We start from the raw sequence: 14,173 nt of genomic DNA, 5'->3' as shown, positions 1-14,173 counted from the left end.
AAAGGGCAGTCCCTCCCCCTCTCTGAATAAGAAGAAAGACTATTAAGCTCATAAATTATTTAAAGCGATAATAATTTAAATAGATCAAATTGTCAATTGAATATTCCTGAGCTCGAAATATTTTCACTTAGATTTATTTCTGCTCTAATGCAGAAAAATCTTCAATTTCTTCAACAGCCAGCTCTAACGCTTTTATTCTCCTTTTCAAAAGTGTCCTTTGAGGACTTCCCTTCTTTAACCTTGGCATAAGCGTTCTCTAGTGAAGGCATTAACCCATTAAGAACATGGCGGGCTTCTGCTAAATCCTCATCGGTATAAGGATGGGTCTCTGATTCCACACTTTCTCGAGGACAGCTAAGCCGATGCAGCATGCTTAATACGCTTTTCTGCCAAAGTAGTGTTAGAATCTTTCGCAGTCATCTGAGTCAGGGCCTTTTCTAGTTTTACTGATTGTCGATTTGAAGGATTTAATGGATTCCAATTTAATTGCATTGGATACGTTTTCCATGTTACAGGCTGTCCTCTCTTCCTCTTTTTAATATGGTTATATAGTATTTATGACACGGCTATTTTTTCTTTTAGACAGTATTGCACCAAGCAAATACTCAGCGTCCTTCCCTACTCCGCAAATCAGCGCCGATCCGCGCTGGTATTGCCAGGGCAAGCCTAGATAGTATAGCCCCTCTATTTCAGTCATTCCCCTCTTATGCAGCGGTTTTCCATCAGTAGAGACAGCACCTTTTATGTGAATCCAGTTATAGGAAGGAATGAAGCCTGTAGACCAGATGATATTTTCAAATTTCCTCCGTGACCCATCTTCAAATAGAACTTCTTTATCGATGACCTTTAAAACCTTAGGTTTAACATCAATCTCCCTATTTTTAATGAGCATTTTTAGCTCTTTACCAAAAATCGGGTCCTTCTGTTTTTGAAACCAGCTGCCCTTCATCGTATCTTTTCCTGCAAACAGCAGTCCGAGTTTATCCAGCCAGTAAAAAATGCTTTTTCCGAAAAATGTTAAAGGCAAAAACTTTAAGCGATGACCTACTGCTATTGTAACCTTCCTGTCTTTGGCTAATTCTGCAGCAATTTGCGCACCCGAATTGCCCCCGCCAACAACCAATATCTCTTCGCCTGGTATTTCCTGTGGTGAGCGATATTCCGAGGAATGAAGCTGAAAAGGATTCATCCCTTTAGGAATAAATGGTTTCTGAAATGCACCAGAAGCAATGATGACTTGTTGAGCTTGAATCTTCCCTCTGCTGGTTTCTAACATAAATGAACCTCCTGGCACCTTGCTTAACTTACTTACATTCGTATTCAGCATGACTGGAAGATCAAAATGCTTCACATAGTCATTCAGATATTCCGCCATGTCATTCTTCGTTGGAAAGTCTTCTGATGGTCCTCTCATTTGCAATCCGGGCAGACTGCTATATTGGCGTGGAGTAAATAAAACAAGGGAATGGTATCTTTGTCTCCAGGAGTCCCCCACATCAGCGTTTTTTTCAATTATCACAAAGGAAACCTTTTCTTTTTTCAAAAAATATCCCATCGCTAACCCTGCCTGGCCACCGCCAATAATAGCAGCTTCATAGCTTTTCATTATCATCTCTCCCAGCACAACATTCAAACATACATTTGAATATTATTATACATAATAACCAGAAAAAGGAACACGAAATTCCACAAAAAAAGCCGCCCAGTGGCAGCCCGACAGCGGTTTTCTTTATGTTAATTGCATCGTGGTAATGCAGGTAGGATCATTCTTAAAAGTTGAAATTTCCGATTCTGCTGCTTTTCCATCATGCTTAATCTTTATTTGATAGGTTCTATCTCTTGGAAGCCACAGATCGAAAAACCCATTAGCCTGGGATTTAACTTTATCGTTCAAAATCACATTGCCTTTTGAATCCTCAATATATACCTCAAACTCTTTTTCAGCCAGTTCACCTTGACAACCTGTCAAGTTATGATTCGTTCAAGGGTGGGTTTCATTAGCATAAGGGGCAATCGATACGAAAAATTCATCTTTTGGCAGATCATAGGCTAATTCCTCGCCATCCGCTTCTTTAACCATCAGCTGCTCTGAAGTAATGGAGGCAGACCCGCCCTTTATGTTTCCGGCACTGTAATCATTCACTAATGTTTTGATGTTATCAGCTTTTAAAGCAGCATCATCCTTGGAATCTGCTTGTCCACAGCCAGCTAATGCAATAGAAATTAGTGAAGCGGCGAGAACTAATCTGATCTTCATTGTTTTCACATCCTTCTTCAATCTCATCTCTAACTATATCAAGTACTATAGCAAATAAATATGAACAATTTATGAAAGCTTCAATACTATGTTTCTTCCTTAAATGTCTCAACAGCTCTTTACATTCGTCACCATGATTCTGCCTATATGTTAAAATAGAAAAAAAATACAGAGGTGTTTTCTTTGCCGGATTGGTCGTATCACCCTATTTTCAAGCCAATACTTCAAAAACTGCCTCCTTACTTCAGCCGGGAATTTATCCACCGCGGAATGAGCATCATCGCATCCAGCCGTATCGGTGAAGCTTTAATAGAATTCCTTGGTCATATAAAACCATCCCAAAAAATCTCGAAAAATGTATTTGGCATTCATTTTGCAACTCCAGCAGGGCTTAGTGCCAGGATGGATCCCCAATTATCGGGGATAAAGGCTTTTCAGAACCTCGGGTTTGGTTATCTTGAGATTGGCCCTGTTTCCATTAGCGGATCAGAAGAAGAACTCTATATAAACCCAAAAGAAGAAAAGATACATAGACTTGCACCATCCTCAGTGGATTTACCTGCAGCAAAGAAGCAGCTTCAGTCTCTTAAAAAGAAGAAGCTTCCATTTTTCACTAAGGTTGAAGGAAATGATCAAGAGGCAAAGCTAATTTGTGAAGAGCTGCTGCCTTTTAGTGATGGGTTTATTTTAAACAGTCAGACCTTTCCATCAGCTGATCAATTTATCCAGCTGAAAAGTGAAATGGATAAACCTATGATTCTCTCACTTTCAGCAGACTTTGACATAGAGAGGATTCATGACTATGGCCCGGACGGAATTCTCCTTGAAGACTACAATACCCATGAAGAACTCCTTCAGCAGCTGACAGCCCTCAGGAAAAGATTCAGCAGGGAGTTTCCCATCATTACTTCGGGCTGCATTAAAGAGCCGTTACATGCGATTACACTGCTTGAAAGCGGAGCTGCGCTAATCATGTTAGGCGATGAGTATATTTTCGCCGGTCCCGGTTTGCCAAAGCGGATCAATGAAGCCTATAGCCGTACAATTCCAAAGGAGCCTGTCAAAAACGGCGGATGGCTCTGGTATTGGCTGTTTGGCCTGGCTATAACCATTGCAGGGTTCATTGCCCTTTTCTTCAGCATGACTTCGGTGATTCTTCCTTATGATGAATCTTTTTTGGGAATTCTCAGGAAAGATATTATCTATTTTAACCCTGCCGTTTTATACTTCATGGCCCATGACAGAATGACGCTTTCAGGAACAATGATATCAGGCGGAATCATCTATATGCAGCTAGCCAGACATGGAATCAGACATGGCCTCCACTGGGCAAAAAAAGCAGTCAATATAGCTGGCACGATTGGGTTTCTGGGGATTCTCCTTTTTATTGGCTACGGATATTTTGATTGGCTGCATGGGCTGTTCTGGCTTGTTTTACTGCCCCTTTTTACTTTGGGCTGGATAAAATCAAGAAAGGCAAGTGCGTCGCCCGCCAGTTCAAACCTGTTCAATACTCCTGAGTGGAAGCTGAGCTTAGTTGGTCAGCTATGCTATGTCTTATTGGGTTTTTCTTTAACAGCTGGCGGAGCCGTCATTTCTGTCATTGGAGCTTCACATGTATTTGTGCCTTCAGATCTCACTTATCTTTGTCTTACTCCTGAAGCTCTTAACACATTCAACGATAAATTGATTCCAGTGATTGCACATGATCGTGCAGGATTCGGTAGTGCACTGTTAAGCGTGGGCCTGCTAGTCTTGATGCTGGCTTTATGGGGGATCCGCGAGGGTGAACGCTGGGTATGGCGGACCTTCGCCATAGGGGCCATCCCGGCATTCGCAGCTGGTATCTTAACTCACTTTTTTATAAATTATACGGATTTCATCCACCTGCTTCCAGCTTACTTCGCATTGCTTTTATATGGGATAGGGGTTGTGGCAACCGCACCGTTTTTATTAAAAAAAACAAGATCCTGAAACCTGTCAGGATCTTGTTTTTAAATTATTCTACTATTTCCACACGTACGCTTTTTCTCCCCCACTCAAGGGCATCCCCCTTGTTAGGAATGAACACGTCGATTGAATTTCCATTGATGCCGCCGCCTATGTCTGCTGCTATTGCAGTTCCATAACCTTCGATTTTAACAATAGAGCCCAGCGGAATGACACTCGGATCAACCGCAATCACTTTTGCATCAGGATATTTTTTTAGATCCAGTCCCATTCTCGTCACACCTGAACAGCCTTCACAGCTTGCTGTATAGGCTGTGCTTTGTACAGTCAATGTTTTGCCTGCCGCTGTCCCGCGCTTTGCCTTACGATCAAGTGCGGCTCGTGTCTTAGATCCCGCAATTCCATCAGCCGGTAAGCCCTGCTGTTTTTGAAAACTTTTGACGGCGCTCACTGTGCCATTTCCATAAATACCATCTAAATTCGATTTATAGTGGCCTGTTTGTTTTAATTGATATTGAATTTGAATGACTTGCTTTCCGATGTCCCCATATCTCAGCACTTTTAGTGCGTGATTCGTTTGCGGTCCGGCAATCCCATCAGCCTTCAAATTGCGCTTACGCTGAAAATCCTTAATAGCTTCAACTGTGATGCTTCCATAATATCCTGTCGATGTATGATACGGGAATACCCCTTTTGTCATCAGGTAATCCTGCAATTCGGCCACATCAGATCCTGATGATCCATTTGCAAGTGTCCGGTCCCCAAGCGCTGCTTCTGTAAATGAAGGAGCTGCCAGCATGAGAGCCACAGCTGCAAATACCACCAGCATGTTCCTAAATCTCTTTAACATAAAAAATCCTCCCCAATTTCTTTTTACATAAAAGAATTCGAGAGGATTAGACATTATTCGTGTATTGAAAACAGAATCACAACGTTCGGCCCTCAATCATCCATTTTCTTGTAATAATGTGTTCTATTTTGTCTGCGCATATAATACCCAACAGTATCAAAAGGAGCTGAAGACCTTTAGCTTCAGCAATTTGAGCTATTTCCATATATCCATGTACCAATCTAACCCAAAAATTTCTTTTTCCTCAAAAGGCTAGCTCTGCACTATTTGAATAAGGTTGCCGCATGTATCATCAAAGACAGCCAATGTGACATCACCCATTACTGTCGGCTCAATCGTAAACTTCACGCCTTGGTTTACTAATCGGTTATATTCTTCATGAACATCTTCTACGCCAAACATAGTGGCCGGAATTCCATCCGCAAATATCTTCCTTTGGTAATCTTTTGCTGCCGGATGTACATTAGGTTCGAGCAATACCTCCGTACCGTCCTGGTCTTCAGGAGAAACAAGGGCAATCCACCTGTGTTCTCCGACTGGAATGTCATGCTTTTTAACAAACCCGAGCGTTTCTGTATAAAATTTTAATGCCTTATCCTGATCCTGGACGAAAATGCTTGTAACTACAACCTTCAACATGTTTTTGCCTCCCTTGATATTTGTAATGGGTGCAAGCCAGCCGGCACTCCATTTAGTAAATTACTCTAACCATCCTTTCAGCAAATTCTTCAGTGGCTGGTTATTAAAAATAATTACCCGATATTTTCCCTTTCGTTCGGATCTAATAAGCTTTGCATCTTCCAATACAGAAAGATGCTTAGCTATTGCCTGCCGGGAAATGGACAGGCTGTGCTTCATAATGAGACGAGCAGTCAGTTCATACAGCGTCATCTCTTTGCGCTCGGACAGTTCGTCCAATATAAGCCGCCGAGTCGAATCACCAAGAGCTTTGAATATAATGTCTCTGTCCCAATTCATAATATGAGTATAAGCAACCACAGGGTTACTTGTCAATACACGCAACCCTAAAGTTGCCCAATAAATGTACAGTACCGGAACAAGTCTAAAAGGTTTAATCCAGAGGACTGCATACATCATTCTTAATTAGTAAAAAATATTGAAGAGGTGAGAACAATTGGAAAAGGATAATATAATGCTTACATCTTCCGAAATAGGTACACTATGGGGGGAGTATGTAAACGGAACAATGACCGATATCGTAAATAAGTATATGAATTCTATAATAGAAGACGAAGAAACAAAACAAGTTTTTGAAACTGCCATCAAGACATGGAAAAAGCAAAAGAAGCAGCTTGTTTCCTTCATTGTGAAGGATGGCTTTCCGGTGCCCAATGGGTTTACAGAGTCCGACCTCAATGAAAATGCAGGCAAATTGTTTTCTGACATATTCTGCTTAAATTACTTACATATTATGACGATACATGGTTTGCTGGGGCATACAACCGCATTAAGTGTTTCGGTCAGAAAGGACTTAAGGGAGTTTTACAGTTCATGTGTGGACGATGCAAAAAATATGTATGAGTTAACTATTGAGCTGCTGCTGAAGAAAGGTGTTTTTCAGCGGGATCCCTATTTTTATCCAAACGTGAGCCCTGAAATTATTACCTCAAAAGATTTTACGGATGGAATCTTTGGAAAAGGCAGAGTTCTATCTTCCACAGAAATCATCAGCATTTCTCTTAACATTAAAAAAGGAATTATGGCAAAAGCTCTTTCCATCGGATTCAGTCAAGTTACAGGATCGAAGGATATTAGGAAGTTTTTTGAGGAGCTGGAAGAAGCAGCCGATGAAAACCTGCAGGCCCTGTCAAAAATCTTGCACGAGGATAACCTGCCAGTGCCAAAGTCTTTGGAAACAGAAGTGACAACATCAAAAGACTCTCCATTTTCCGATAAATTAATGCTTTATCACATGGGTTTTCTGGTTCAAACTGCACAAGTATATTACGGGACGGGCCTGGCCGGATCCATGCGGACAGACCTGGCATTAACTTATGAAAAAGCAATCCTGAAATCATTGGGAATCACCAGAAAATGGTTCGGAATAATGGTGAAGAAAAAGTGGCTAGAACAGCCGCCGCTTGCTCCCAATCGAAAAGAACTGGCAAAGGGTGAATAAGTTATCCCCTCATTTGCGTGTGGTTTACCGGCTGGTGAGCCGTGCTGGCCTCTCACAGTTCCAGCCCGGCTCTTCTTTATTAATCTCCACCCCCGCCGCAGCTTGAGCATGAGCTGCAGGATGAGGAGCTGCAGGAACTGCAGGAGCTGCCCGAACCGCAGCTTGTACAGCTTGATGAAATCTTGCTGCTGATCTTCATGTAACTGGCAAATTCGTCATAATGAAAATAGGAAACAGATAAAAAAGGAACGAGCATGGCGTTATAGTTTTGCTGTTCTTTTCTTTTTCTCATCATTTCTTGTATGACCTTTCTTTCATAGCTTTTTACTTTCTTTGCCGATTTTTTCATGGCAGAAACAAGCGCGAGCACCGTATTTATATATTGGCTATCTCTCTTAAAATAGAGGTCTGCTAATTCATTTTCCGGCAAATTCTTAAAATCATCAATTATATTTTGGGGTACAGGGAATCTGTAAAACCCCTTATAAATATGGATATTTTCCTGTCTAATGAAAAAGAGCTCACCATACACCCAATCAAAAAATCCTCGCAGATCAGGTTCAGGCGACTTTTTTAGATTTGGACTATGATGAAGAGTGCTTCCCAAATATTTTTTTGAAAAGTCATCATACTCACGGGTAAACATGAGCATCTGATGCCACAGGCCGTCGACTTTTTCGCTGAACATAGGGGACTCTTTTAAAAGAGAAGTCATAATAAAGTAGCGTTTTAAATCCAGCAGACGCCAGCTGTACTCATTTTCTTTAAGCTTAACTTCTTTCCTTACCCTCTCTTCAACGTTTCCCATATAACTGCTGCTAAGGGACTTCTCCAGATGATCACTTAGCTTTTTCAACCCTTTAACCGGTTTTATGTCTAATGACTTCGGAGATAAGCCGAATTTAAGTGAAAGCTTTTTTCGCAGACATAAAATAGACCAGATAATCACTATAAGCAAAAGTAACCAGACCATGTCATCCCCCCTCTTTCTACTATTACGAATTTCACCGCCGAAAGTTCCATATTTTTCAAAATCACTATTCTTTAGCTCAAAAAGAAAAGGCTGCCCTGCCCGGCAGCTGCTCCATATATGTACTATTTAATTTAATATCACCCCTGCGAAATTCCCTCTTAGTACTTGTTTCTTATTCTGGTTTATACAAAGGAATGATGCAGCAATAGCCATTCTATTTGAATCTTTCTCTTCATACCTATCGATCGTGACTTCACAAAGAATGGTATCTCCTGTAAATACAGGTCTCAAAAACTCAAAGTTCATCGTACGGGCCAGCACGTTTGCGTCACCGCCTATCTTGGTCGGCAGAGTCGCCGTCAATAATCCTTGTACCACAAGCCTCCCCTGTTCATCCGGTGTTATATGGTGAATACCTGCATCCCCCGATATCCCTGTAAATAATTCAACATCCCTCTTTGTAAAGGTCCGTTCAAACGAAATGACCTCTCCAACTTTTAATGGCATAAAAATCTCCCTCAATATTTGTTTTTAGTTCAAAACCTTTTCCATTTCAATTTCATCTCTGATCGGGATACCATCGTACCCAATAAAGGGTATACCGGGTTTTATCTTTCTTGCTTCCATCACGGCATTATGAATAATTCTGGACATGATAAATCCCCGTTTTTGATAAAACTTTAAAGCTAATAAATTATCATTTGTAGTTATAAGTTTAATGATTTTACAATTTTTCTTTTTAGCAAAATACTCGACTTCCTGAACTAACGTTGTTCCAATCCCCTTGCCTTCTTCCGTACTGTCTAAAGATATAATTTCACATTCCATATCTTTAATTATGTAAGTAATTAAGCCAATGATTTTATCTTCTTCATTTAGAACAGCAAATCCATCTAATACACTGCAATCATAGATGCCGCTGGAAATAACCATTTCCGTGCTCCCCCAATGCAGCTTAAAAAACTTTATTATCTTATCTTTCGGTACATCCTCAACTGTGAAAATATTCATTTTAGCCACCTTAATTTTATAAATTCAATATTAATTATCTTAAATGGCCCTCCAGTTAACAACCTTTTTATTCCATTTCACTTAGAAAATTAAACCAATTTCCCTTTAGCAAAAAAGTGCTCTAATGTTAGAATAGTTTTAATGGTATATTTTTGGAAATGGGGTCAAGGGTATGGAGGACGTTATATTAGAAATTAATGATCTGAGAAAGAGCTATGGTTCGAAGTCAGTGCTCAACGGTGTTTCTTTTGGGGTAAAACGCGGGGAAATCATCGGGTATATCGGTCCGAATGGCGCTGGAAAGAGCACTACTGTCAAAATCATGCTTGGCATTGATGATGACTATTCAGGACAAGTCAAAATCTTTGGCAAGGATATATCCGATAAAGATATCGAGTATAAAAGAAAAATTGGATATGTTCCGGAAATCGCTGAAGTATACGATAATTTAACCGGCCAGGAATACTTAACCTTTGTTGGCGAGTTGTATGGTCTTGATGCTGATCTTGCCAGCAGCAAGGCAAAAAATCTGATGGAGCTATTCGGCATAGGGGAAGTCTATCATTCACGGATCGCTTCTTATTCAAAAGGAATGCGCCAAAAGCTGCTCATTATTTCTAGCCTGCTGCATAATCCGGAACTTCTGTTTTTCGATGAACCCATCAATGGCCTGGATGCAAATAGTGTCATGATATTTAAAGAAATCATGGCCCAGCTGGCCGAACAGGGAAAAACGATCTTTTATTCATCACATATCATGGATGTGGTCGAAAAAATAAGCAGCCGCATTATTCTCCTGCATGATGGAAGAATCGCAGCAGACGGTACTTTTGAAGAGCTAAAGCAGCAAAATACGGAAGGTTCACTCGAACAGATCTTCAACCAGCTTACGGGATTCAGTGAACATAAGGAACTTGGAGCCCGATTTGTGTCGGCTGTAAGGGAGATGTAGGGATGCAGAACTATCGCACTCTTAAACTATTGGATCGTTTTGAGCGGATTTTTACCAGCTTTGGAGTAGATTACAAGGTTATGAGGAGACTCCTGCAGGTAAAGCTGACGATGGATGGGCGGCGTGTGCCCACCATTTTCTCACAGAATGCCAAAAAAGATAACAAAGAAAAGAACAATCAGTATATAAAATCTTTATGGATTTACGTTTTGTTTGGCCTGTTTTTAATTCCATTTGTGCTTATTGGGGACAATTATCTTTTCCAGATGAGCCTTTTTTATGGGGTGTTCACCTTTTTTGTCATGACCTCCATAATTTCCGATTTCTCTTCGGTTTTATTGGATATCCGAGATCGGAATATCCTGTTTCCAAAGCCGGTCAGCCGAAAAACAATCAGCACGGCAAAAATGGTCCATGTAACGATTTATCTTTTTTTCCTTACTATAGCACTTGCGGGAATTCCCTTAATCGTGGGACTTTTCAAGAATGGAATCTTATTTTTTCTAGTGGCTGCTGTTCACATCATCCTGATCGACCTATTGGTTGTTGGCTTAACTGCGCTCATCTATCTATCGATTTTGCGGTTTTTTGATGGGGAAAAATTAAAAGATATCATCAACTATGTTCAAATCGGGCTGTCTCTGATGATCATGGTAGGCTATCAATTGCTGATTCGCTCCTTTGAGTTTATTAACTTAACGATTTCACTTCAGCCAAAGTGGTGGCAGGTATTCATTTTTCCGATGTGGTTTGGGGCTAATATGGAAATGCTGATGAAGGGTCGTTTCGAGCCATTTTATCTCCTCTTCTCAGCATTAGCAATCCTCACTCCCATCCTGTCTATCTGGATATATATGAAATTTACAGGCACCTTTGAGCAGAACCTGCAAAAGCTTGCTTATCATGGAAAAGCCAAAGAACCAAGGCGGAGAAAAGCAGGGGAAATGCTTCTTAGCCTCATTTGCCGCTCGCCCGAGGAGAGAGCCTTTTTCCGCTTTGCCGGCAGCATGATGAAAAATGAACGGGACTTTAAACTAAAGGCCTATCCATCCCTTGGTTTTTCCATTGTGATTCCGTTTATTTTTATTATGAATGTTCTCAGGGATGACTTCGGCCAATTATCAGACAGCAAGTCCTATTTAACGATATACTTTAGCTTGATCACTATTCCGACCATCATGATTCTTCTAAAGTATTCAGGAAAATATAAGGGTGCCTTTGTCTACCGGGTTGCTCCGCTCAAACAGCTGAATCCGGTATTCAGCGGTACCATCAAGGCATTTATCTTCAAGTTATATCTGCCTGTCTACCTTCTTCTTAGTGTTCTATTTCTTTTCCTGTTCGGAGCAAGGATTCTGCCGGACCTTATCGCCTTATTTATTAGTGCCTGTCTATATGCAGTTCTTTGTTTTATGGCATTAAAGAAAGCCCTGCCCTTCTCGGAGTCTTTTGATGACTACAACCAAAACGGCAGCACTGCCATTATCTTTGGATTGATGTTTTTGGCAGCTTTATTTGCCGGGCTGCATTTCGCCAGCACTTTCCTGCCATATGGGATTTATCTATATTTGGGGATTGGCTTCATTTGTCTCGTGACTATTTGGAGGCCGGCTTTCAATGTTTCTTGGGAGCGGATTATCAAAGGATGATGCCAGACATACTATTACAGTTTCAAAAATTACGCCGCCATTATAGGCGGCTCTTTTTGCATTCAACTGGAGCAACTAAAAATAGACATCCTTCAACAGGATGTCTTCTTATGTTTTAATCAGCTGAACAAAAACCAGCATGATAAAAGATATTCCTATCATACACGCCACCCATAGCCAGGCCATCTCCATATTGCCTGAATCAATGGCTACATAAATAGCAGTTGGAATCGTTTGTGTTTTTCCAGGGATATTGCCGGCAAACATTAAAGTCGCACCGAATTCCCCCAGGGCTCTGGCAAAGCTCAGTATGCCGCCTGAAATAATGGCCTTATAGGAAAGGGGGATCGTGATATTCGTGAATAACTGAAAGGCATTCGCCCCATCTACCCTAGCGGCATTTTCAATGTCACGATCAATCGCTTCAAAGCCTGTCTTGGCAGACTGATACATAAGTGGAAAGGCGACAACCGTCGAAGCAATAACAGCAGCCCACCATGTAAACATAATTGGCTGTTTAAAGATAAGCTCAATGAACCGGCCTGCAAAACTATTTCTTCCAAAAATAACAATCAGCAAAAATCCTACAACAGATGGGGGTAATACTAACGGCAAAAGGAAGGCGGTCTCAGCAATGGCTTTCCCTTTAAATCTTTTATTCGCCATGCTCTTTCCTATGATAACGCCCAAAATAATTGCCAATACTCCTGATACAGCTGCAACTTCAGCAGATAATAAGACTGGTGACCAAAAATCAGTAGCCATATCCTTATTTCAGCCCTTTAAATCCATACTCTTCAAATATACTCATTGATTCTTCGTTTTGAAGAAAATCATAAAAAAGCTTGGCTTCCTCCGGATGACTCGTATCCTTAATTACACCCAAAGGATAAATAATAGGACCATGAGTATTTTCATCTGCTGTGTCCACAATATCCACATTGTCAGAAATGAGTGCATCTGTTTTATAGACAATTCCGGCATCCACATTATTGGTCTCTACATATGTAAGGACTTGGCGGACGTCTTTGGCATACACCACTTTTTCTTTGAGGCCGTTCCAAATATTCATGTTTTTTAATGATTCCTTAGAATATTTCCCCGCAGGAACCGACTCCGGTGTACCGATGGACAACCTATCTGCTTTTGACAGATCTTGAAACGATTTGATTTTCGCCGCTGAATCCTTGGGCACCACTAAAACAAGCTGATTCCCGACCAAATCAATTCCATTCTTTTCTTCCATCAGTCCATCCTTTACTAATTGATCAAACTTATCCTCTGAAGCTGAAAAGAACAGATCAGCGGGTGCTCCCTGCGAAATTTGCTGCTGAAGAGAGCCTGAAGCTCCAAAATTAAAGTTTACATGCACATTAGGGTGTTCTTTTTCAAAGCTTGCTTTGATATCTGATAGGGCATCCTGCAGGCTTGCTGCTGCTGAAATCGTCAATTCCACTTTCTCTTCAGCTTCATCCTGCTTCACTTCTTCTGTATTTTTAGACTGGCCACTGTTTGAACATCCGGCCAATAATAAAAAAAGGACCATTGATGAAAGAAATAACAGGGAATTCTTTTTCATTATGTATCACCTTCTCTGAATAGGGATATCTAGTAATAATTAATTATAACTACTTATAGGGATACTGGCGAATATTTAATTAGCTAGTAAATACAAAGAGACGCGTTCCTTTACAAACGCGCCTGCTAGTATTAAAAACAATATTCAGCAAGAAACACGCCGATTGGCATCAGCTTCTATCGCATGGAATTCTTCCCTCAAGACAACCCTACACCCTCAGCGAGCCGCGGAATCCCCTTGCAGCATAGTAGGAGTCGGCTCCATTGTGATACACAAAGACCGAGTCGTAGCGGCGGTCACAGAAGAGAGCCCCGCCAAGTTTTCTAATATGAGCGGGTGTCTGTACCCAGCTCGATGTCTTCTTATCAAAAGCTTCAAGCTCCTGGAGCTCCCGGTATTGCTCTTCTGTTAAAAGTTCAATGCCCATGGCAGCTGCCATATCCATCGCACTGTTTTCCGGCTTATGCTTTTTCCTTGCCTCCAGTGCTTCACGATCGTAACAAACACTCCTGCGGCCTTTTGGACTTTCTGCTGCACAATCATAAAATATGTATTCAGCCGCCTGTTCATCATACCCGGCAACATCCGGTTCGCCGCCCGTTTCCTCCATTTCATTCAGTGACCACATTTTTTCAGGATTAGCCTCAAGCTTAGCTTCAACATCCTCCCAGTCGAGCCCTTCATGCCTGTGCATATTCTTCTCAAAACGGGCTTTCAATGTTTGCAGCAATACATCCTTCTGTTCTGGTGAAAGTTCCTTACTTCCCTTTGCCATTTGAGTTCCTCCTTTTTTTCTCCATTATAATATAATT

Annotated in this window: 15 protein-coding genes and 1 pseudogene; 4 read left to right on the top strand and 12 right to left on the bottom strand. The window is 41.1% G+C overall.

Annotated elements, in window-relative coordinates:
- Nucleotides 1–133: 133 nt before the first annotated feature.
- The 3 genes and pseudogenes from AC6CHU_RS17405 to AC6CHU_RS17395 all read right to left on the bottom strand — a co-directional run bounded on the left by AC6CHU_RS17405 (nt 134) and on the right by AC6CHU_RS17395 (nt 2,257).
- Nucleotides 134–508: pseudogene (locus tag AC6CHU_RS17405) on the bottom strand (hypothetical protein).
- A 36-nt stretch (nt 509–544) separates the two neighbouring features.
- On the bottom strand, nt 545–1,606 hold the full coding sequence (locus AC6CHU_RS17400; RefSeq protein ID WP_159862288.1) for a flavin-containing monooxygenase: 1,062 nt from the start codon (nt 1,604–1,606) through the stop codon (nt 545–547).
- 123 nt (nt 1,607–1,729) lie between these two features.
- Nucleotides 1,730–2,257 carry a CueP family metal-binding protein gene (locus AC6CHU_RS17395; protein WP_201306453.1) on the bottom strand — a complete coding sequence of 176 codons (528 nt, stop codon included), beginning with the start codon at nt 2,255–2,257 and terminating at the stop codon, nt 1,730–1,732.
- Nucleotides 2,258–2,440: 183 nt separating this feature from the next.
- On the opposite strand from AC6CHU_RS17395, the gene AC6CHU_RS17390 reads away from it, so the two are divergent.
- Complete coding sequence (locus tag AC6CHU_RS17390) at nt 2,441–4,231, top strand: dihydroorotate dehydrogenase (protein WP_498122511.1); 1,791 nt, start codon at nt 2,441–2,443, stop codon at nt 4,229–4,231.
- A gap of 25 nt (nt 4,232–4,256) precedes the next feature.
- Here AC6CHU_RS17390 and AC6CHU_RS17385 read toward each other — a convergent pair whose 3' ends face one another.
- From AC6CHU_RS17385 to AC6CHU_RS17375, 3 genes are all read right to left on the bottom strand, one after another.
- Entirely contained in the window at nt 4,257–5,057 is an 801-nt protein-coding gene (locus AC6CHU_RS17385; protein ID WP_159862292.1) for a peptidoglycan-binding protein, read from the bottom strand.
- Nucleotides 5,058–5,309: 252 nt separating this feature from the next.
- Nucleotides 5,310–5,693: a VOC family protein gene (locus tag AC6CHU_RS17380; protein ID WP_251283590.1), complete on the bottom strand. Its 384-nt coding sequence runs from the start codon at nt 5,691–5,693 to the stop codon at nt 5,310–5,312.
- 63 nt (nt 5,694–5,756) lie between these two features.
- Complete coding sequence (locus AC6CHU_RS17375) at nt 5,757–6,035, bottom strand: ArsR/SmtB family transcription factor (RefSeq protein WP_159862447.1); 279 nt, start codon at nt 6,033–6,035, stop codon at nt 5,757–5,759.
- A 175-nt stretch (nt 6,036–6,210) separates the two neighbouring features.
- Here AC6CHU_RS17375 and AC6CHU_RS17370 point away from each other — a divergent pair, with 175 nt between their 5' ends.
- Nucleotides 6,211–7,197: a DUF3231 family protein gene (locus AC6CHU_RS17370; RefSeq protein ID WP_159862448.1), complete on the top strand. Its 987-nt coding sequence runs from the start codon at nt 6,211–6,213 to the stop codon at nt 7,195–7,197.
- A 79-nt stretch (nt 7,198–7,276) separates the two neighbouring features.
- Here the strand turns inward: AC6CHU_RS17370 and AC6CHU_RS17365 are convergent, their stop codons facing one another.
- The 3 genes from AC6CHU_RS17365 to AC6CHU_RS17355 all read right to left on the bottom strand — a co-directional run bounded on the left by AC6CHU_RS17365 (nt 7,277) and on the right by AC6CHU_RS17355 (nt 9,181).
- Nucleotides 7,277–8,170, bottom strand: a complete 894-nt coding sequence (locus AC6CHU_RS17365) for a UCP032817 domain-containing protein (protein ID WP_159862293.1) — start codon at nt 8,168–8,170, stop codon at nt 7,277–7,279.
- A gap of 126 nt (nt 8,171–8,296) precedes the next feature.
- A complete protein-coding gene (locus tag AC6CHU_RS17360; protein ID WP_159862294.1) occupies nt 8,297–8,677 on the bottom strand; it encodes a hotdog family protein in 381 nt (126 codons plus the stop codon).
- A gap of 24 nt (nt 8,678–8,701) precedes the next feature.
- The gene (locus AC6CHU_RS17355) at nt 8,702–9,181 is read right to left on the bottom strand and encodes a GNAT family N-acetyltransferase (RefSeq protein ID WP_251283517.1); all 480 of its coding nucleotides are present in this window, start codon (nt 9,179–9,181) and stop codon (nt 8,702–8,704) included.
- Between the two features lie 172 nt (nt 9,182–9,353).
- Here AC6CHU_RS17355 and AC6CHU_RS17350 point away from each other — a divergent pair, with 172 nt between their 5' ends.
- Nucleotides 9,354–10,133 (top strand): ABC transporter ATP-binding protein, encoded by a 780-nt coding sequence (locus tag AC6CHU_RS17350; RefSeq protein WP_251283519.1) that lies wholly within the window; start codon nt 9,354–9,356, stop codon nt 10,131–10,133.
- Nucleotides 10,134–10,135: 2 nt separating this feature from the next.
- A complete protein-coding gene (locus tag AC6CHU_RS17345; RefSeq protein ID WP_159862297.1) occupies nt 10,136–11,782 on the top strand; it encodes a hypothetical protein in 1,647 nt (548 codons plus the stop codon).
- Between the two features lie 108 nt (nt 11,783–11,890).
- Here the strand turns inward: AC6CHU_RS17345 and modB are convergent, their stop codons facing one another.
- The 3 genes from modB to AC6CHU_RS17330 form a co-directional block, all read right to left on the bottom strand.
- On the bottom strand, nt 11,891–12,547 hold the full coding sequence (gene modB / locus AC6CHU_RS17340) for a molybdate ABC transporter permease subunit (RefSeq protein WP_159862298.1): 657 nt from the start codon (nt 12,545–12,547) through the stop codon (nt 11,891–11,893).
- Nucleotides 12,548–12,551: 4 nt separating this feature from the next.
- Nucleotides 12,552–13,361: a molybdate ABC transporter substrate-binding protein gene (modA, locus tag AC6CHU_RS17335; RefSeq protein WP_159862299.1), complete on the bottom strand. Its 810-nt coding sequence runs from the start codon at nt 13,359–13,361 to the stop codon at nt 12,552–12,554.
- Between the two features lie 208 nt (nt 13,362–13,569).
- A complete protein-coding gene (locus AC6CHU_RS17330; protein WP_159862300.1) occupies nt 13,570–14,136 on the bottom strand; it encodes a DUF4256 domain-containing protein in 567 nt (188 codons plus the stop codon).
- Between the last annotated feature and the right edge of the window lie 37 nt (nt 14,137–14,173).

Source organism: Cytobacillus sp. GQ23 (assembly GCF_059758675.1).
This window is presented reverse-complemented; position numbering and strand designations above follow the sequence as displayed.